This window comes from Micromonospora globosa (assembly GCF_000717585.1).
Lineage (GTDB): Bacteria > Actinomycetota > Actinomycetes > Mycobacteriales > Micromonosporaceae > Micromonospora > Micromonospora aurantiaca.
In genome coordinates this window covers 79,133-97,331 of sequence record NZ_JNZR01000021.1, presented here as the reverse complement: position 1 = coordinate 97,331, position 18,199 = coordinate 79,133, and the positions used below count along the sequence as shown (strand labels likewise).

Below are 18,199 nucleotides of genomic sequence, written 5' to 3'. Positions count from 1 at the left end.
CGGCAGGCGGACCACCCGCACCACCCGTCAGCGACCCTCCGGGCCCGCCGATCAGCGGACCACCCGGACCCGGCTACCCACCGCCGGTCAGCGCGCCGCCCGCCGGACACCCACCGGTGAGCGCTCCCCCCGGCACCTATCCACCGCCGGTCAGCGGACCACCCGCGGCACCGGTCAGCGCGGCACCCGTCAGCGGTTCCTCCGTACCGCCGTGGGGCATGGTCGCGCCGCCGTGGAGCAGCGCCGCCCCGTCCCAGCCGGTCGACCGGCCCACCCGACCCGAGCCGGAAGAGGACGAGCCGGCGCCCGCCGACGCGGCAGGCGAACCGGAGCAGGACGCGCCGGAGCCGAACCGGCAGATGACGATCTACGAGGACCTGCTGGACTTCCCCGAGTCCACCCGACCGGAGCCGCCGGCCCAGCCGGATCAGGGCGCGTGGCCGGCGGCCCCGCCGATGTTCCACCAGCCGCCGGCTGCGTACCCCGAGACGGAGGAACCGGAGCACGGCCGCAACCGGACGGTGCTGGCCCTTGTGGTCGGGGGTGCGGTGCTCGCGGTGGTCGCGGCGGTCGGTGTCGGCGCGGTGTGGCTGAACCGGGAGGCGGCGCCGCCGCCTGCCCCGGTGCCCGCGTCCGGCGCGGCGTCGCCGAAGGTGGCCGGGCCGCCGCCGGGGGACCTGAAGCTGCGCGACGACACCACCACAGTGACGGTGACCTGGACCGATCCGACGAACGGCGGGGTGCCGTTCGTGGTGGCGGGTGGCCGGGCCGGGCAGAAGCTCGGGGTGATGGCGACTGTGGACGCCGGGCAGACCCGGTACACGGTGAACGGGCTGAGCGCGAAGCTGGACTACTGCTTCACGGTGCTGGCTGTCTACTCGACCGATTCGTATGCCACCTCGGGTCAGGTCTGCACGGACCGGGAGGGCGGCGGCACGCCGAACTGAGCGTCCACGGACGACACGCTCGGTGTCCACAGGAGGACGGTGCGGGTTTCACCGGCTCCGGGCGGCACCTATGATGGCTCCCGGCTCTGGGGAGGGTCGGCCGTGCTCGGCTTCTCTCCCCCACCGACACGGGGAGGCAGCCGGCAGTGACCACCATCGAGGACGTCACGGGCACCGGGCCGGAGCAGGCTCGTCCACGGTCGCGGATGCGGGGCGGGCTGGTCACCATCGGCACGGTGGCCGCGCTGCTGGCTGCGATGGGCTTGACGGTGCTCGGGCTGGGCGCGGCCGACAACGCGGTGGCGAGCTTCGACGCGTCGTCCTGGTTGTGGAGCACCACCCGCAGCGAGCTGGCCCGGGTCAACGGCGTCACCGCGCGGGTGGACACCCGGATGGAGGTGCCGGGTGGGCGGCGGCACCAGATGCAGGTGGCGCAGACCGACCGGCTGCTGATCCTGCGCGACCTCAACACCGGCCGGGTCAGCTCGCTGGACCTGGCGACGTTGCAGATCACCGCCACGACGCCGACCGCGCCGGGGTTCGGGGTGAGCGTGGCGCTGCACGAGGATTCCGCGTTCGTGGTGGACGCGGTGCAGGGCATCGTCCGGCAGCTCGACCCGCGGGCGCTGACGCCGGTGGGCGAGCCGGTCCGCTACCCGCCGGGCATCACCGGCGGCACGTTCGACGGCGCAGGCAAGCTGTGGGTCGCGGTGCCGAGTGAGGGCACCGTCTCGGCTGTGACCGCCGCCGAGCTGCCGGAGACGCCGGGTGACGCGCCGCCGGCCGGGATCAGCCCGAAGCTGGTCGAGACGTACGACGTGGCCGAGCCGGCGCACGAGCTGGTGGTGTCCACGCTGGACGAGGGTGTGGCGGTGCTGGACCGGACCTCGGCGTCGCTGGTCACTGTGGTCGGCGGTCAGACCCAGCGGGCGGAGCTGAGCATGAGCGCGCCGGGGAACCTGCCGACGCGTACCAGCGGGCCGCAGGTGCCGGTCACGGTCCCCGGTGACCGGTCGGTGCACGTGGTGCGGGACAGCCGCGAGGTGAAGAGGTTCACGGTGCCCGGCACCGGCGCGCGGCTGAGCCCGGCGGTGGCGTGGGCGGGCCGGTTCTACTGCGCCGACGAGACCACCGGCACGGTGTACGCCTTCGACGCCGAGGGTCAGCTCGTGCAGACCGTCAAGGGTTCCGGCCGACCGGGCCCGGTCGAGCTGGAGGTGCGCGAGAACCACCTGTTCATCAACCCGCCGGACTCGTCCACCGCGCAGGTGGTCGACGACCGCAACCAGGTGCGTGAGGTCGACAAGTACGCCAACGACGTGCTGGGCGGCGACCCGCCGCCGGTGGCTCCGCCGCCGCCCCCGCCGAAGAAGCCGAAGGTGTCCAAGCCGGGTGCGCCGAAGTCGGTCACCGCCGCCGCGGGTGACGCGTCGGCGCGGGTGAGCTGGCAGGCCGCCGCGTCGAACGGTGCCGAGATCATCCGGTACGTGGTGGAGGGCGCCGGTCAGACCCACCAGGTCGGCGCGAACCAGCGCGCGCTGGAGGTCACCGGTCTGACCAACGGTGAGACGTACACGTTCTCGGTGCACGCGGTGAACGCCAAGGGTGAGGGGCCGCCGCGGCGCAGCAACCCGGTGGTGCCGACCGCCGAGGTGCCGGACCCGCCGGCGTCGGTGACCGCCGAGGCGCGGCCGGACGGCACGGTGCGGGTGAGCTGGCCCGAGGCCGACGGCCAGGGCAACACGATCGCGAAGTACGCGGTGACGGCGACCTCGGCGGGTGCGAGCGCCCCGGCCGGTGAGTCGGCGAAGACGGAGCTGGTGGTGCCGGCCGGGCAACTGGAGTACGGCACCCAGTACGCGTTCACGGTGACCGCGGTGAGCGACAAGGGCGCCGGGTCGAAGGCGTCGCCGGTGAGCAACACTGTGGTGCCGTTCACCACGCCGAAGGCACCGGCCGAGCTGCGCGCGTCGACTGTCGCCGACCAGCCGGGCACGATCGCGGTGCAGTGGTCCCCGGCGGTGGACAACGGCCGGCCGGTGACGAAGTACGTGGTGGAGGCGGCCGGGAAGTCCGTCGAGGTGACCGACGTGCGGGCCACCGTGGGTGGGCTGGGCAACGGGCAGAACGTGACGGTGAAGGTCAAGGCCGTGAACGAGGCCGGGCCGGGACCGGAGGCGAGCACCACCGCGCGGACGGTGGCCGAGCCCCGGATCACGGTGACCGGCTCGTCGGCGGACGCCACGTCGGTGACTGTGACGTTCACTGTGGACGCGGGCGGTGGGCGCGCCTCCTGCACGGCGGCGACCGGCGGGAAGTCGGCGAGCGGAAGCTGTTCCAGCCTGCGGGTGACCGGGCTGACGCCGGGGACCGCGTACACGGTGACGCTGACCGCATCAAACGCCGCCGGCAAGGGCACCGCTTCCCGCGCCCAGACCACCGACCCGGTGTACGGCGTCGCCACCTGCAAGAACGGTCCGGACGGCGACCAGCGGACGTACTGCGACAAGGACGTGCCGGGCCGCAACGGCAACGAGATCTTCGAGGTCCCGCGGCAGGACAACGACCGGCAGGCCGGCTGGGTGCCGGACGGCCGGCGGCTGCGCACGTACTGCAAGGTGAAGGGCGAGGACGTGGACGCCTGGATCTACAACAACAACAAGCAGAGCACCTGGTGGGTCCAGGTGGAGTACAAGGGCAAGACGTACATCCCGTGGGCCTGGCTCAACCTGGAGGGCGGCGACGACCTCAACGTGCTGCCCGCCTGCTGACCGCACCGTCCGAGAGGCGCATCCGTGAACACGCACGAACCGCTGAGCCAGCCGGAGGTGCAGGGCTTCGCCGCCCTGGCCGCCCGGCTGGCCGACAACGTCAACGCGGTCGTGCTGGGTAAGCCGCAGGTGGTGCGGCTGGCGCTGACCGCGCTGTTCGCGCAGGGGCACGTGCTGCTGGAGGACGTGCCGGGCGTGGGCAAGACCACGTTGGCCCGTGCCGTCGCGGCGACGGTGAAGGGGCAGTGGCGGCGCATCCAGTTCACGCCGGACCTGCTCCCCTCCGACGTGTCGGGGGTGACCATCTTCAACCAGGCCAGCCGGGGCTTCGAGTTCCACCCGGGGCCGGTGTTCGCCAACATCGTGATCGCCGACGAGATCAACCGGGCGTCGCCGAAGACGCAGTCGGCGCTGCTGGAGGTCATGGAGGAGCGGACCGTCACGGTGGACGGCGTACGGCATCCGGTGCCGCAGCCGTTCCTGGTGGTGGCCACGCAGAACCCGGTGGAGATGGACGGCACGTACCGGCTGCCCGAGGCCCAGCTCGACCGGTTCCTGGTGAAGCTGTCGGTCGGCTACCCGGACGAGGCGGTCGAGGTGGAGGTGCTGCGCGGCGCCACGGTCCGCTCCCCCGACTCGCTGACCGCCGTCACCGACACCGCCACCGTGGGAGAGATGGTGAAGATGGCCCGGCGGGTGCACATCGCCGAGCCGCTCTACGCGTACGCGGTGCGGCTGGCCGCGGCGACGCGTACCCATCCGCAGGTGCGGGTCGGGGTGAGCCCGCGCGGGGTGATCGCGCTGACCCGGGCGGCGTGCGCGTACGCGCTCATCGACGGCCGGGGCTGGATCATGCCGGAGGACCTGAAGGCGCTCGTCGAGCCGGTGTTCGCGCACCGGCTGCTGCTCACCCCGGACGCGCAGGTGCGGGGTGTCACACCCGCCGAGGTGCTGCGGCAGGCGGTCGCGTCGGTGCCGGTGCCGCTGCCGTCGGGCCAGGCCACAGCGGTGCACGGCTGAGCGTGGGGATCACCGCCCGTGGCATCGGGCTGCTCGTCGCCGCCCTGGTGCTGCTCGGCGTGGGGTTCCGCTACGCGTACCCGGAGCTGACGGTGCTCGGCGCGGCGGCCGCGGTGGCGGTCGGCTACGCCGTGGTGAACGCGGCCTGGCGGCCCCGGCTGAGCGTTCAGCGGCGGGCCGACCCGGACCGGGTGGCCCGGGGTGAGCCGGCGGCGATGGAGCTGACGGTGCGCAACACCGGCCGGCTGCGGGCCGCGAACCTGGTGGCCGAGGACCGCTGCGCCGGGGCGCTGGTGCCGGTGCCGCTGCTGCGGTTGCGTCCGGGCCGGGACACTGTGGTGCGGTACGACGTGCCGACGCATCGCCGTGGGGTGGTACCGGTGGGGCCGCTGCGGGTGGTGCGCCGGGATCCGCTGGGCCTGGTGGCGCTGGCCCGCGGCTACGGCGGCACCGTGCCGGTGTGGGTGCACCCACGCATCCACCCGCTCTCCGCGGTGCCCACCGGTGCCGGGCGCAGCCTGGACGGGCGCACCGACAGCGTGCCGCACGGGTCGATCACGTTCGACTCGCTGCGGGAGTACGTGGTGGGCGACGAGTTGCGCCGCGTGCACTGGCGCACCAGCGCCCGGGTGGGTGAGCTGATGGTGCGGGAGAACATGGACACCAGCCTGCCGCGCCTGGTGGTGGTGCTGGACAACCGCGCGTCCGCGCACCCGGACCGCGCGGGCGGTGTCGCGGAGTCGTTCGAGGCGGCGTGCGAGGCGGCGGCGTCGGTGGTGGCCGCCGCGGTGCGGGAGGACCTGCCGGTGCAGATGCTGCTCGTCGTACCGGCCGAGGTGGAGCCCGCCGGGGCGGCCGGGCCGCTGGACCGGCTCGCCGCGGTGGAGCTGGCGGACGCCGGGCCGGACGTGCTGCCCGCCGCGACCGGGCGGCTGCGCCGGGACCGGCTCGGCGACACGCTCGTCTTCCTGACCGGGCCGGGTGGCCGCGACGAGCTGGGGCACGTCGGCGCGCTGCGCGGCGCGTACCCGTCGGTGGTGGTCGGGATGTTCGGCGCGGACGGGCCGACGGCGGCCGGCGCGGCGGGCCTCACGGTCCTGGACGCCGCGGACGGCGCGGCGTTCGCCGCCGAGTGGGACGGGGTCCGCCGGTGGTGACGCCGCCGCGGACGCAGGCGGCGGAGCGGGCGGTCCGGGCGTTGCGGGCCGCGCCGGTCCCGGCCGCGCTGATCGTGCTGGTCGCGCTCTCCGGCGTGGTGCTGGGCCGGGTGTACGCGGACCCGCTGCCGACCCGGCTCATGGCCGGTGCGGCCGTCGGGTCGGTGCTGGTCAGCGTGGCCGCGCGGCGGCTGCCGTCCTGGCTGGTGGCGCCGCTGTCGGTGGCCGCGCTGACCGGGTGGACGCTGCTGTCGCTGCGGCTGGCCGCCGCGCACGCGGCGCTGCCGGGCGGGCTCGGCGAGGTGGCCGCCGACGCCGCCCGCAATGCGATCCCGCGGCTGCTCACCGCGATGATCCCGGTCGAGCCGGCGCCGGACACGGTGCTGGTGCCCGTGGTCGCGGCGTGGCTGGCCGGGCTGACCGCCGCCGAGGTGGCGCTGCGGGCCGGGCGGGTGCTGCTGGGCTACCTGCCGCCGGCGCTGCTGTACGCCGGCGCGCTCTACGTGGTCGGGCCGAACGCGGATCCGGCGATCGGCCCGACGGTGCTGTTCGCGGCAGTCGCGGCGGCCGGCCTGGCGACGCCCGCGCGCCGCGACGGCCCGGCGCCCGATCCGGTCGCCGGTCTCACTCCTGCGGTACGCGCGGCGGTGCGGCTGCGGCTGGTGGCGGCGAGCGCGGCCGGGCTGGCAGTGGTGGTGGCGCTGGCGGCGCTGCTCGCCCCGGTGGTGGCCGCCCAGGTCGACGAGCGGCCGGTCGACCCGCGCCGCTACGTGGAGCCGCCCCGGGTGGAGTCGCTGGACGAGAACCCGCTGATCCGGATCTCCGGGTGGGCGCTGAACCCGGACCAGCGGCTGCTCGACGTGCGCACGGTCGCGGGCGCGGGTGACGGCGGGTCGCCGCGGATCCGGCTGGCGGTGCTCAGCGACTACGACGGGGTGACCTGGCGGGTCGGCGCCACGTACCGCAACGCGGGGCGGATCCTGCCCGCCGCCGAGCCCGCCCCGGACGCGGCCACCGACGAGGTGCGCCAGGAGATCACCGTCGGCGACCTGACCGGGCGGCTGCTGCCGGCGGTGCCCACGCCGCGCGAGGTGACGGGCGCGCGGGTGGCGTACGACCCGGCGACCGGGACGCTGATCCGCCCGGAAGGGCTCGCGCCGGGGCTGCGGTACGAGGTGTCGTCGGTGCGGGAGCGCCCGGACGCGAACCTGCTGCCCACGGCGAACGTGCCCGCCGGGGACGAGGTGGCCCGGGTGCTGCGGGTGGCCGACGGGGCGCCGGAGCCGGTGCGCCGGCTCGCCACCCAGCTCGCCGAGTCGAACGGCGCCCCGTACGCGCGGGCCGACGCGATCGCCACGTTCCTGGCCGAGCACTACCGGGTGACAGCCGACGCGCCCAGCGGGCACGCGTACCCGAACCTGGCGTTCTTCCTGTTCGGACCGCGTAACGGCGGCGGGCAGCGGGGCACCTCGGAACAGTTCGCCGCCGCGTTCGCCGTGCTCGGCCGCCTCGCCGGCCTGCCCACCCGGGTGGTGGTCGGGTTCGAGCCCAAGGGCAACGGTCCGGTACGGGCCGCAGATGCGTACGCCTGGCCGGAGGTGCTGTTCGACGGTGTCGGCTGGGTGCCGTTCGACCCGATGCCCCGTCCGGATGAGGAGCCCCGCCCGGTGGAGGAGGACTTCCGGCCGCAGCCGGAGGACCCGCCGCCGTCGGAGGTGCCCGCGCCCACCGAGGAGCCGAGCGTCACGCCCCCGGCCGCCGCGCCCGCACCCGGCCGGGCCGACGGCGGGCTCGGTACGCCGGTGCTGGTCGGTGGCGGCGTCGGCGGGCTGGCGTTGCTGGTCGGCGCGGTGCTGGCCGCCCTGTACGCGGCGCGTCGCCGGTTGACCCGCTCCCGTCTGGACGCCGCCGACCCGGGCGAGCGGGTCGCGGGCGCGTGGCGGGAGCTGACCGACGCACTGCGGCTGGCCGGGCACCCGGCCGGGCCGGACCTGGCAGCGGCGGAGGTGGCCGAGCGGGCCCGCCGGACGCTCGCCGAGGCCCGCGCGGCGCGGTCCGGAGACGGCGCGGCCGCACCCACGCACCGGCCCGGGGACGGCGCGGCCGGACCCACGGACCGGCCCGGGGACGGCGCGGCCGGACCCACGGACCGAGCCGGGGACAGCGCGGCGGCCGGCGGCCCGGACAAGGCGGCGGTCGACGAGCTGGCCGCCCTGCTCAACCAGGCGGGCTTCGCCCCGGGCAATGTCACGCCGGAACAGGCGGAGCGGGCCGCACGGCTGAGCCAGGGCTTCGCCGACGCGCTGCGCTCGGCCCGCTCCCGGTGGGGGCGACTGTTGTGGACGGTCCACCCGGGGCCGCTGCGGTGGCGCCGCTGACCGGACCGGCCGGGCCTCGGCGCGCGGCCCGCTGCCGCGGTGCTGCCCGCCACGCCCGAGGGAACCGCCGCGACGGCCGGGCTCAGCGGTCGGCGGCGCGCAACTTCCGGACGAGCTTGCGCAGCCCGGCCTGCCAGCCGTCCGGGTCCTCGGCGCGGCGCCGCGCGTAGTCGGCCACCTCCGGGTGCGGCAGAATCAGGAACCGCTCCTCGGCCAACCCGGCCACGACCACGTCGGCGACCTGGTCCGGCGTGAGGATCGACCCGGACGCGGCGATCACCCGGGCACCCAGGTGCCCCTCGGCGAGGCCGTCGGCGAGCATCGGGGTGTCCACGCCCTGCGGGCACAGCGCGCTGACCCGGATGCCGGCGTCCCGGTAGGTGATCGCCAGCCACTCGGCGAGACCCACGGCGGCGTGCTTGGTGGCGGTGTACGGGGCGTCCCCGACCGCCGTGAGCACACCCGCCGCCGAGCAGGTGAGCAGCAGGTGCCCCTGACCCCGGCTGAGCATCCCCGGCAGCACCGCGCGGGCGCTGTGCAGGTGCCCGAGCACGTTCACCCGCCACGCCCGGTCCCAGTCCGCGTCGGGCGCGTCGATGCCGCCGCCGGTGGCGACGCCCGCGTTGGCGCAGAACAGGTCGATCCGGCCGTGGCGGCGCTCGGTCTCCTCGACGAGCGCGCGTACCGCCGCCTCGTCGGTGACGTCGAGCCCGACACCACTGGCCACCGGGCCGATCGCGTCGGCTGCGGCGCGGGCCGCGTCGGCGGCCAGGTCGGCCAGGACGATCGCGGCGGCGCCCTCGGCGGCGAACCGGCGGCCCAGCGCCGCCCCGATCCCACCGGCCCCGCCGGTGATCACCACCACCCGGTCGGTCAGGTTCATCTCAGACCGCCTTTCCGGGGGCGAGCCGGGGCAGCAGGTCCATCCAGGCCGCCGCGCCGCCCTCGGTGATCTCCGGCGTGGGCAGCACCGCGATGACCGGCACGTCGACGCCGTTGTCGGCGTAGCGGCGGACGGCCGCCACGCACTGCTCGGGCGAGCCGTGCAGCACCAGCGCGTCGACCACCTCGTCCGGTACGGCGGCGGAGGCGCCCCGCCGGTCCCCCGCGGCCCACGCCTCCCACATCGGGCCGAGCGAGTCCTGGCGGCCCAGCCACCTGTGGAAAGCGGCGTACGCGGGCACCGTGAGGTAGCCGGTGATCATGCGGCGGCCCAGCGCGCGGGCGTACGCGGTGTCCTCGGTGGGGCAGACGAAGATGCGGGCGGCCACGTCGAAGCCGGGCCGCCGCTCGCCCACCTCGGCGAGCGCGGTCGGCACGTCGTCGGCGGCCAGCCAGTTGAGGATCACCCCGTCGGCCTCGGCGGCGGCCAGGCGCAGCATGCCGGGGCGCAGCGCGGCCAGCAGGACCGGTGGCGGCACGCTGGGCGGCCGCTCCAGCGTGAACCGCCGGACCGCGAACGTGTCGAACGCGCCGTCGACTGTCTCGCCGCGCAACGCGGCCCGCAGGAAGCGCAGCACGTCCCGGGTCCGCTTGAACGGCTCGTCGAATCCGATCGCGTTCCAGTCCCGCACCAGCACCGGCGACGAGGCGCCGACGCCGAGCGCGAAGCGGCCCGGCGCGGCCTCGGCCAGTGCGGCGGCGCTCATCGCGAGCAGTCCCGGTCCTCGGGTGAACACCGGCGTGATCGCGGTGCCGAGGCGCAGCCGCGGCGACCACGCGGCGGCGAGGGCCAGCGGGGTGAACGCGTCCGCGCCGGCCACCTCCGACGACCAGACGTCGGTGAACCCGGCGTCGTCCAGAGCCGCGTAGACGGCGGCGTGGTCGGCGAGCGGGATACCGCCCAGCGGCACGGTCATGCCCCATCGGTTCGTCACCCGTCGATGGTGCCCGTCCGGCACCGCCGGGAGCAAGATCCAGGCGGATATGGGTGATCCGCACCGGAGCGCCGGGTAAGAGTGTTACGACTGCCGCATGAGTCGGACCGGGGACGGGGCTCGGCGGTGAGGACCGCCGAGCCAGCCGCGCTGCGCTCGTCCGGCGGCGGGCCCGACCGGGCCACGTTCCTGGAGCTGTTCTTCGACCTGGTGTACGTGTTCGCGCTGACCCGGATCTCGGCGCGCGCTTTCGAGGACCTGGTGCTGGAGGGCGGGCAGACCGGCTGGTCGGCGGTGACCGGCGGCGGCAAGACGCTGCTGTTGCTGCTCGCGCTCTGGGCCGTGTGGCAGGGCACGGCGTGGACGACCAGCCGCTACGACCCGCACCACCTGTGGTTGCAGGTCATCGTGATCACCGCGCTGATCTCGGCGATGGTGATGGGGGTGGCGATCCCGCGCGCGTTCAGCCACAGCGGCCTGATCTTCGCCACCGCGTACGTGGTGGCCCAGGTGAGCCGGCCGGCGATCCTCGTGCTGGTGCTGCACAAGCAGCAGTACCGGCGGCTCAAGCTGCGCATGCTGATCACGTTCTGCGCCACGGGTGTGCTCTGGCTGGCCGGCGCGCTGCTGCCGGGCAGCGCCCGGGTGGTGCTGTGGACCACGGCGCTGCTGCTGGAGTACCTCGCCGCCCGGTTCGGCTGGCCGCTGCCGGGCCTGGGCCGCTCGACGGTGTCCCGGTGGGACATCCACGGCGAGCACCTGGCCGAGCGCTACCAGCAGATCTTCCTGGTCGCGCTCGGCGAGACGATCCTGCTCGCCGGCCTGTCGTTCACCCGCTCCTCCACCAGCCCGGGCATGGTCGTCGCGTTCGCCGTCGCGCTGGCGACCTCGGTGCTGCTGTGGCGGATCTACGTGCAGCGGGCCGGGCAGATCCTCGGCGAGGCGGTGACCCGGGCCGCGCACCCGGCCACCATCGGGCGGTCCGCCGCCGACACCCACCTGGTCATGGTGATCGGGGTGGTCGCCACCGCGATCGGCTACGAACTGGTCATCGAGCACCCGGCCGGGCACAACGAGCTGCCCTGGATGGCCGTGGTCCTCGGCGGGCCGGCCGTGTTCCTGGCTGGCCGGGCCCGCTTCGAGTACGAGGTGTTCGGCCGCGTCTCCCCGTCCCGGCTGGTGGGGATCGCCGCGCTGCTGCTGCCCGTACCGCTGCTGGTGCGCCTCGCGCCGCTGGTCGCGGCGATCCTCGCCGCGGTGGTCCTGACGGCGGTGGCGGTGGCCGACGCGCGCCGCGCCTGGGGCCGCCCGCCGGAGGAGGCGGCGACGCCGTTCTGAGCGGCGACGCCGGTGCGGCACACCGCGACCGGGCTACGATCCGCGCGTGACCTTCTCGCTCGTCGCCCGCTCCGCCGACGGGCACCTGTACGGGGTGGCGGTGGCCAGCCGGTTCCTCGCCGCCGGGGCGCTGGTGCCTGCGGCCGAGGCACTGGTGGGCGCGGTCGCCACCCAGGCGCACGCCAACCTCGCCTACCGGGCGCAGGCGCTCGCGCTGCTGCGTACCGGCGTCACCGCCACCGACGCGGTGGCCGGGCTGGTCGCCGCCGATCCCGGCCGCGACGACAGGCAGCTCGCCGTGGTGGGGGCGACCGGTGACGGGGCGACCTGGACCGGGCCGCGCTGCCATCCGTGGGCCGGCGGGCAGGCCGGCGACGGCTGGGCCGCGCAGGGCAACATCCTGACCGGCCCGCAGGTGATCGACGCGCTGCGCGACGCCTGGCTGGCCCGCGACGACCTGCCGTTCCCGCAGCGCCTGCTGGCCGCGCTCACCGCCGGTGACGCGGCCGGCGGCGACCGGCGCGGCCGGCAGAGCGCCGCGATGCTCGTGGTGCAGCGCCACGGCGGCTACGCCGGCACCGGCGACGAGCTGGTGGACCTGCGCGTGGACGACCACGTCGACCCGGTCGCCGAGCTGCGCCGCCTGCTCGGCATCCACCACATGCTGTTCGGCCGCCCCGACCCGGCCACGCTGCGTGACCTCACCGGCCCGCTCGCGGCCGAGGTGACCGAGCTGCTCGCCGCCACCGGTCACCCGGTCGGCCCGGCCGGCCTGGACGACGCGCTGGCGGCCTGGACCGGCCTGGAGAACCTGGAGGAACGCTTCGTGCCCGGCCGGATCGACCCGATCGTGCTGGAGCACCTGCGGCGGTGCGCCGGGCGCTGAGGTCAGCCGCCGAAGGCCAGCCGGCCGATGCCGGCGCGGGTCAGCTCGGCGCGCTCGTCGCCGGTCAGCGGCAGCCGCCCGGTGGCCTTGCGCAGCACGGTGAGCGCGTCCCACCGCAGGCCCGGCGGCACCGGCACGCCGCCGGTGAGCACGCCCACCACCACGTCCGCCGCGGCCGGGGTCAGCCACGGCGGCCGGTCCAGCGCGTCGGCCAGGTCCAGGCCGTGCACCGCGACCTCCACCACGCGGGTACGGAGGAACTCCGGCAGCGCCATCGCGTCACCGTGGCGGGTGCGTACCACCCGGCCGGGCGGCGCGGCGGCGACCGCCTCGCCGGTGGCGCGCCAGGCTCGGGCGAACTCGTCGGCCACCTCGGCCGCGCCCGGGTGCTCCCGCGCGGCCCGGCGGGCCGAGTCGATGCGGTCCCGGTCGACCGGCGGGCTGAACTTGGCCGCGCCGAAGTAGGCGGCGGCGTCGACCTCGGGCCGGGGCGGCGCGGGTTCGGCGAGCATCAGGGCCAGGCGACCGGCTCCGGTGCTCACGTGGGCGACCAGGTCACGTACCCGCCAGGGCGGGCAGGGGGTGGGCCGGTCCAGCGCCGCGTCGTCCAGGTCGCGCAGCGCCCGTTCCAGGCGCTCGCACTCGGCCCGGAACGCCTCCCGTACGGTCCGCACCGGCGGTCAGCCCTTCCAGCGGGGCACCAGCCGGTGCACCACGACCAGCACCAGCGCCGCCACCACAGCGATCGTGCCGACGATGCCGGCCGCGCTGCCCGCGTACCCGATGAACAGCGGACGGCGGCCGAGCGCCTCGACGGGGATGGTGGAACGGTCCACCAGCCAGGACAGCGCCACCGCGGAGGCCAGCAGGGCCACCACGCCGATGCCGCCGAGCACGGCGCCGGCCACCCGGTGCGCGTCGCCCGGCTCCACCACCGCCTGCTCCCGCTGGAAGAACAGCAGCACCAGCCCGACGACGGCGGCCCACGCGCCCACCACCAGATACGCGGCGACCGCGTCGCTGGGCCGGTGCCAGCCGGCGGAGAGCGTGGCGACGCCGGCGGCGGCGGCGTACCCGGCGCCGAGGAACGCCCCGGCGACCCGCAGCTTGCGCGGCAGCACCAGGATCAGCGCGATCGCCACCGAGGCGGCCACGGCGGTGTGCCCGCTGGGCAGGCTGTTGCCGGCGGCGGCCCGTTCCGGGTCGATGCCGAAGTCGGGACGGACCAGGTAGTACTTGAGCAGCTGCGTGGTCACGTTCGCGCCTGCGATGAGCAGCGTCGCGGTGACGGCGAGCGCCTTGCGCCCCCGGATCAGCGCGATGAAGCCGATCACGGCGGTCGCGGCCAGCAGCGACACCACCGACATGGCGTTGAGGATCGTGTCCACCGGACCGTCGATGCGGTCCTGGCCGATCCGGTTGCCGGTGAGCGCCACCGTGTCCAGCCACTGGCCCAGTTCGGTGTGTACGGCGAAGCGCCACACCAACCCGAACGCGGCTGTCTGGATCAGGGCCAGTACGACCAACCAGACTGCCGTCCAACCCCTCGCCGTCTCCCGCACCCGGACAACTTAACGGTAGGTCCGCTCCGGCGCGCGGCGGAGCGCCATCGGCGGCGGCGTACGGTGAGGCGGGCGATTTCGAGGAGGTGGCGCGTGACCGGCACGCCACAGCGGCAACCGGAGGACGGGCCGCGGCCGGAGTCGCTGGCCGACCTGCTCGGCGGCCGGCGCGGGGCGGTGGACGCGACGCTTCCCCCACTGGCGTTCGGGCTCGGCTGGGTGCTCGGCGGGCTGGGCGGCGGCGTGCTCGCAGCAGTGCTGACCGGCACGGCGGTGGCCGGCTGGCGGTGGCGGCGCGGCGACCGTCCCCGCTCGGTGCTGGTCGGGCTGCTCGCGGTCTGCGTGGCAGCGCTCATCGCGTTGCGCACCGGCAGGGCCGCCGACTTCTTCCTGCTCCAGATCGCCGCCAACACGGCAAGCGCGCTGGCCTGGGCGGTGAGCATCGTGGTGCGGTGGCCGCTGCTGGGTGTGGTGGTCGGCACGGCGCTGGGCCAGCGGACCCGGTGGCGGCGTGACCCGGCGCTGCTGCGGGCGTACGGCCGGGCCAGTTGGGTGTGGGCGGCCACCTACGTGCTGCGGGTCGCGGTGTTCGTCCCGCTGTGGCTGTACGGGCAGGTGGTCGCGCTCACCGTGGCGCGGGCGGCGCTGACCTGGCCGCTGATCGCGGCGGCGCTGGCGGGGAGCTGGGTGGTGATCCAGCGCTCGCTGCCGGCCGGTCATCCGGGGCTGCGGCACCCGATGGACCCGGCGGGCACTGACGGTGTGGCGGCGCGCACAGAATAATGGAGAGGCCGCCACGGGGGGAGCGGCCTCTCCGTCAATTACGTTACTCCGTCCAGGGCCCGGATGTGATCCCGTGGACCGCTGAATTTTCCGTGCCTTTTCGCGCCATGGGTCGTCACCGGGCGGAGTGGTGGGCCGGCCGGTCCGCTGCGTCGGCCGGACGGCCGGCCCACCCGGCCTGACCGTGGGCGTCAGGCCGTTCGCCGACCCGGCCGCTCCGTTCCCCCATCGGCCGGGTCGGCCTCCTCCGCAGGCGGGCTCTCACCCGCCTGCGGAGGAGAGGTCACCTCACCCCTGCGGGAAGTAGGTGCCGTAGTCGGCGTACGCCATGGCGATGTCCGCCTGCGCCCAGAACCGGTGGTAGTTGAAGACCGGCTCGGGACCGCCGTCCAGGTACGCCTGCACCTTCGGCCAGTCCGGGTCGTTCTTGTAGAACGAGCGGATGTCCAGGAAGCTCTTGCCCGGGGCGATCGCGTCGCCGTTGGGCATCTTCCCGGTCCAGCCGTTGGGGACGTAGAGACCCTGGCCGTCGGCGGCGTTGTAGACGTCGTCGAAGCGCTTGTAGTCGCCGCGCTTCTCCGGCGTCGAGACACCCTTGCTGTCGGCGGACGCCGAGAGCGCGTCCAGCAGGCCCTTGGCGGTGTTCTTCGCCGCGGTGTTGCCGGACTTGGCCGCGTACGCGATGAGCGTGCGGGCATAGGCGCCGGCGACGCCGACGTCCTGACCCTTGACCGTCACCTCGACGTGCAGGTTGGTGTTCGGCTGCGGGCTGCTCGGGTTCCAGTTCGCCGGCTGGCCGGTCCACTTCATGTCCGACGGGATCGACCAGTTGGTGCCGACCGTGGTGTTGGCGATGGCCCACGGCACCCACTTGTCCAGCAGCGCCTTGGCCTTCGCGTTGCCGGTCTCCAGGTAGAGCTCGGCGATGCGCTGCATCGACCAGGCCTGCATGCCGAACCACTGGTTCGACGGCGGGTCGTTGTAGACCGGGTCGACGTCGTAGTACATGCCGTAGAAGGTGGCGGTGCCGGCCGGCGGCTGGGCGTAGCTGCCGTCCCAGCTGTTGGTGGCGCCACCGGCGATGCCGCCCTCGGCGGACTGGAGCCAGGTGTAGAACTCCAGCTGCCGGTCGAGGCTCTTCTGCCAGTCGGAGACCGCGGTCGGCGACTTCGGCTTCAGCTCCGCGACGTTGGTCATGGCCCAGGCCGCGAACGGGTTCTGGTAGCCGAAGTGGCTGTGGCTGGAGCCGATCCGCCACGACCAGTTCTGCGAGGCGTCGTACGCGCCGCCCCAGGCGTAGTACCAGGAGAGCAGGTAGTGCGCCGAGTCACGGCCGCTGCCGGCCGGGCAGGTGGACGCCCCGACGCAGTTGCCGATCTTCTTGAAGTACTTGTCGAACAGCGCGTAGCGCAGGTAGTCGCCCATCTTGGCGGCCTTCGCCACGGTGGCCGCCACGTCGGCCTGCTTGCCCTGCGCCTTGGCCCAGGTCAGCGCCCAGTAGGCGGCCTGGACGGCACGCGCGTCGGCGTCCGGGGCGTTGGTGTACTTCCACTGCTTGGCCGGGGCGCTGGACTCCTTGACGAACAGGTCCAGGTAGCCGTTCGGGCCGCCGTGCTTGAACGTGTCGCAGGACGGCTGCGGCACGGTCTCCCACACCGACTCCTGGGTGCCCCGCTGGAAGGTGTTGATGTACGCGGGCCGGGTGGTGCCGTCGCCGCAGCGGCCGTAGCCGTAGGTGTTGTCCACGTCGAGCAGCCAGTGCATGCCGTAGATGTCACCGGTGCCGTAGGTGGACTGCAGCTCCGAGCGCAGCGGGTCCTGGCCGACCGGGACGCTGGCCTCCAGCGCCGACGGGTACTGGCTGGGCAGGTTGTGCTCGGCGGCGTACTGCGGGGTGCCGGGCGAGCCGGCGGTGGCCTGGTCGGCGTGCGACGGGATGATGTACTTCTCCATCACCGTCCAGGCGTTGTTGAACGGGGCCCAGTTCTGGGTGACCCGGCCGTACTGCGCCTCCAGCCAGAGCCAGAAGCTGAACGCCTCCGAGGTGGTCTCGTGGCCGTGGTCGGGCGCCTCGACGATCAGCGTCTCGATCGAGTGGTACGGCACGCCCTCGGGGCTGAAGTAGCCCGAGTTCTTGATCTTGCCGTACTGGTCGAGGAACTTCTTGATGTAGGCGTTGTCGCCGCCGGGGGTGTCGTTGTCCGCCTCGGTGGCGACGACGGAGATCGGGGCGTAGCCGGTGGCCGACGCGGTGATGGTGGCGGTGCCGCCGACCGTGTCGGAGTCCTCCGCGGCCGAGACCGTGGCGGTGACGCCGGTGCTCCAGTTGCTCGACGTGAGCGTCAGCGTGGACGGCGAGACGGTGATGTCGCTGTCACCGGTGACGGCGAGGGTCACCGGCACGCTGGCGGTGGGCGCCGCGCTGAGCGTGTACCGGACCGTGGCGCTGCCGCCCTCGGCGACGGTGACCGCCGACGGGCTGGCGACCAGCTTCGGCCCGCTCGCCGCGGTGACCGTGAACGACTTCTCCGAGACGGCCGTGCCGCCCGCGTTGTCGTACGCCTTGGCCTGCACGGTGTAGCTGCCGGCCGGCAGGTCGAGCAGGTCGTAGCCGTACGGCGCGGTGGTGTCGGTGTTGACCAGCAGGCCGTTGCGGTAGAACTCGACCTTGCTGATGGTGCCGTCGGCGTCGCTCGCGGTCGCGGTCAGCGGCACGTCCGCCGGCGCCTCGAACGGGCCGGACGGCACGCTCAGGGAGACCGTCGGCGGCTGGTTGGTCTGCGCGCCGTTGCAGGCGACCCCGTTGAGGGTGAACGCGGTGGGCTTCGGGTTGCTGCCGCTGTAGCTGCCGTTGAAGCCGATGCTGGTGGACGCGCCGGTGGGCAGGCTGCCGTTCCACGACTCGTTCGTCGCGGTGACCTCGCTGCCGGACTGGCTCCACCGGGCCGACCAGCCCTGGGTCACGCGCTGGCTGCTGTTCGGGAAGGCGAACTTCAGCGACCAGTTGTTCAGCGCGTCACCCAGGTTCTTGATGGTGACGTTGGCGGTGAACCCGTTGTTCCAGTCGCTCGTCGCATAGGTCACGTCGCAGGCGGGCGCGGCCTGTGCGGCGCCCGCGGGCAGGGCCACCCCGCCTATGACGAGGGCGGTGGCGGCGACCATCGCCGTACGGCGACGTCTGGCCAGAAGTCTCATGTGGGCGGTGTCTCCTCGGACCGGGCCGGGACCGTGGGCCCCGGCAGGGCGCCTCCACGCGCCGACGGGGCGTACGCGGGGGGACGGAGGCGTCCGGAAAGGTGGTCGTCCCGGCCGTGCCGGGGATCGGGGCGCCGCACCGGTTCGTCACCGGGTGCCCTCGGCGGCCCGCGCTCGCGTTCACTGGCTCCGCGTGGCGTGACGAGAGTGTGACATGGAAGCGCTCCCACCACAACGGCCAGCGCAGATAGGCGCTTCCATGTTTCGATCTCGTTTAGGGGCTTT

Annotated in this window: 13 protein-coding genes; 8 read left to right on the top strand and 5 right to left on the bottom strand. The window is 74.6% G+C overall.

The genetic code is table 11. From position 1 onward, the window contains the following. The first annotated feature begins 116 nt into the window (after positions 1-116). The 5 genes from IF06_RS34975 to IF06_RS0119965 all read left to right on the top strand — a co-directional run bounded on the left by IF06_RS34975 (position 117) and on the right by IF06_RS0119965 (position 8,273). The gene (locus tag IF06_RS34975; protein WP_232236727.1) at positions 117-947 is read left to right on the top strand and encodes a fibronectin type III domain-containing protein; all 831 of its coding nucleotides are present in this window, start codon (positions 117-119) and stop codon (positions 945-947) included. A gap of 206 nt (positions 948-1,153) precedes the next feature. Then, a complete protein-coding gene (locus tag IF06_RS0119980; RefSeq protein ID WP_198039672.1) occupies positions 1,154-3,718 on the top strand; it encodes a fibronectin type III domain-containing protein in 2,565 nt (854 codons plus the stop codon). Between the two features lie 24 nt (positions 3,719-3,742). After that, a complete protein-coding gene (locus tag IF06_RS0119975; RefSeq protein ID WP_013287288.1) occupies positions 3,743-4,738 on the top strand; it encodes an AAA family ATPase in 996 nt (331 codons plus the stop codon). Positions 4,739-4,740: 2 nt separating this feature from the next. Next, a complete protein-coding gene (locus IF06_RS0119970) occupies positions 4,741-5,895 on the top strand; it encodes a DUF58 domain-containing protein (RefSeq protein ID WP_030272781.1) in 1,155 nt (384 codons plus the stop codon). Further along, positions 5,889-8,273, top strand: coding sequence for a transglutaminase domain-containing protein (locus IF06_RS0119965; RefSeq protein ID WP_030272779.1), 2,385 nt, complete (start codon positions 5,889-5,891; stop codon positions 8,271-8,273). Before IF06_RS0119970 ends, IF06_RS0119965 begins: the two co-directional genes overlap by 7 nt. Positions 8,274-8,355: 82 nt before the next feature. Here the strand turns inward: IF06_RS0119965 and IF06_RS0119960 are convergent, their stop codons facing one another. Both IF06_RS0119960 and IF06_RS0119955 read right to left on the bottom strand, forming a co-directional pair. Then, complete coding sequence (locus IF06_RS0119960) at positions 8,356-9,156, bottom strand: SDR family oxidoreductase (protein ID WP_030272777.1); 801 nt, start codon at positions 9,154-9,156, stop codon at positions 8,356-8,358. 1 nt (position 9,157) lies between these two features. Further along, positions 9,158-10,132 carry an LLM class F420-dependent oxidoreductase gene (locus IF06_RS0119955; RefSeq protein ID WP_030272775.1) on the bottom strand — a complete coding sequence of 325 codons (975 nt, stop codon included), beginning with the start codon at positions 10,130-10,132 and terminating at the stop codon, positions 9,158-9,160. Positions 10,133-10,276: 144 nt separating this feature from the next. On the opposite strand from IF06_RS0119955, the gene IF06_RS0119950 reads away from it, so the two are divergent. Further along, entirely contained in the window at positions 10,277-11,488 is a 1,212-nt protein-coding gene (locus tag IF06_RS0119950) for a low temperature requirement protein A (RefSeq protein ID WP_013287293.1), read from the top strand. A gap of 46 nt (positions 11,489-11,534) precedes the next feature. Further along, complete coding sequence (locus IF06_RS0119945; RefSeq protein WP_030272773.1) at positions 11,535-12,374, top strand: DUF1028 domain-containing protein; 840 nt, start codon at positions 11,535-11,537, stop codon at positions 12,372-12,374. 2 nt (positions 12,375-12,376) lie between these two features. Here IF06_RS0119945 and IF06_RS0119940 read toward each other — a convergent pair whose 3' ends face one another. Continuing rightward, positions 12,377-13,048 (bottom strand): maleylpyruvate isomerase N-terminal domain-containing protein, encoded by a 672-nt coding sequence (locus tag IF06_RS0119940; RefSeq protein ID WP_030272771.1) that lies wholly within the window; start codon positions 13,046-13,048, stop codon positions 12,377-12,379. A gap of 6 nt (positions 13,049-13,054) precedes the next feature. After that, a complete protein-coding gene (locus IF06_RS0119935; protein ID WP_030272770.1) occupies positions 13,055-13,936 on the bottom strand; it encodes a phosphatase PAP2 family protein in 882 nt (293 codons plus the stop codon). A 93-nt stretch (positions 13,937-14,029) separates the two neighbouring features. Here IF06_RS0119935 and IF06_RS0119930 point away from each other — a divergent pair, with 93 nt between their 5' ends. Further along, positions 14,030-14,719: a DUF3159 domain-containing protein gene (locus IF06_RS0119930; RefSeq protein ID WP_013475988.1), complete on the top strand. Its 690-nt coding sequence runs from the start codon at positions 14,030-14,032 to the stop codon at positions 14,717-14,719. A gap of 288 nt (positions 14,720-15,007) precedes the next feature. Here the strand turns inward: IF06_RS0119930 and IF06_RS0119920 are convergent, their stop codons facing one another. Then, entirely contained in the window at positions 15,008-17,905 is a 2,898-nt protein-coding gene (locus tag IF06_RS0119920; protein WP_030272767.1) for a glycoside hydrolase family 48 protein, read from the bottom strand. Positions 17,906-18,199 lie beyond the last annotated feature (294 nt).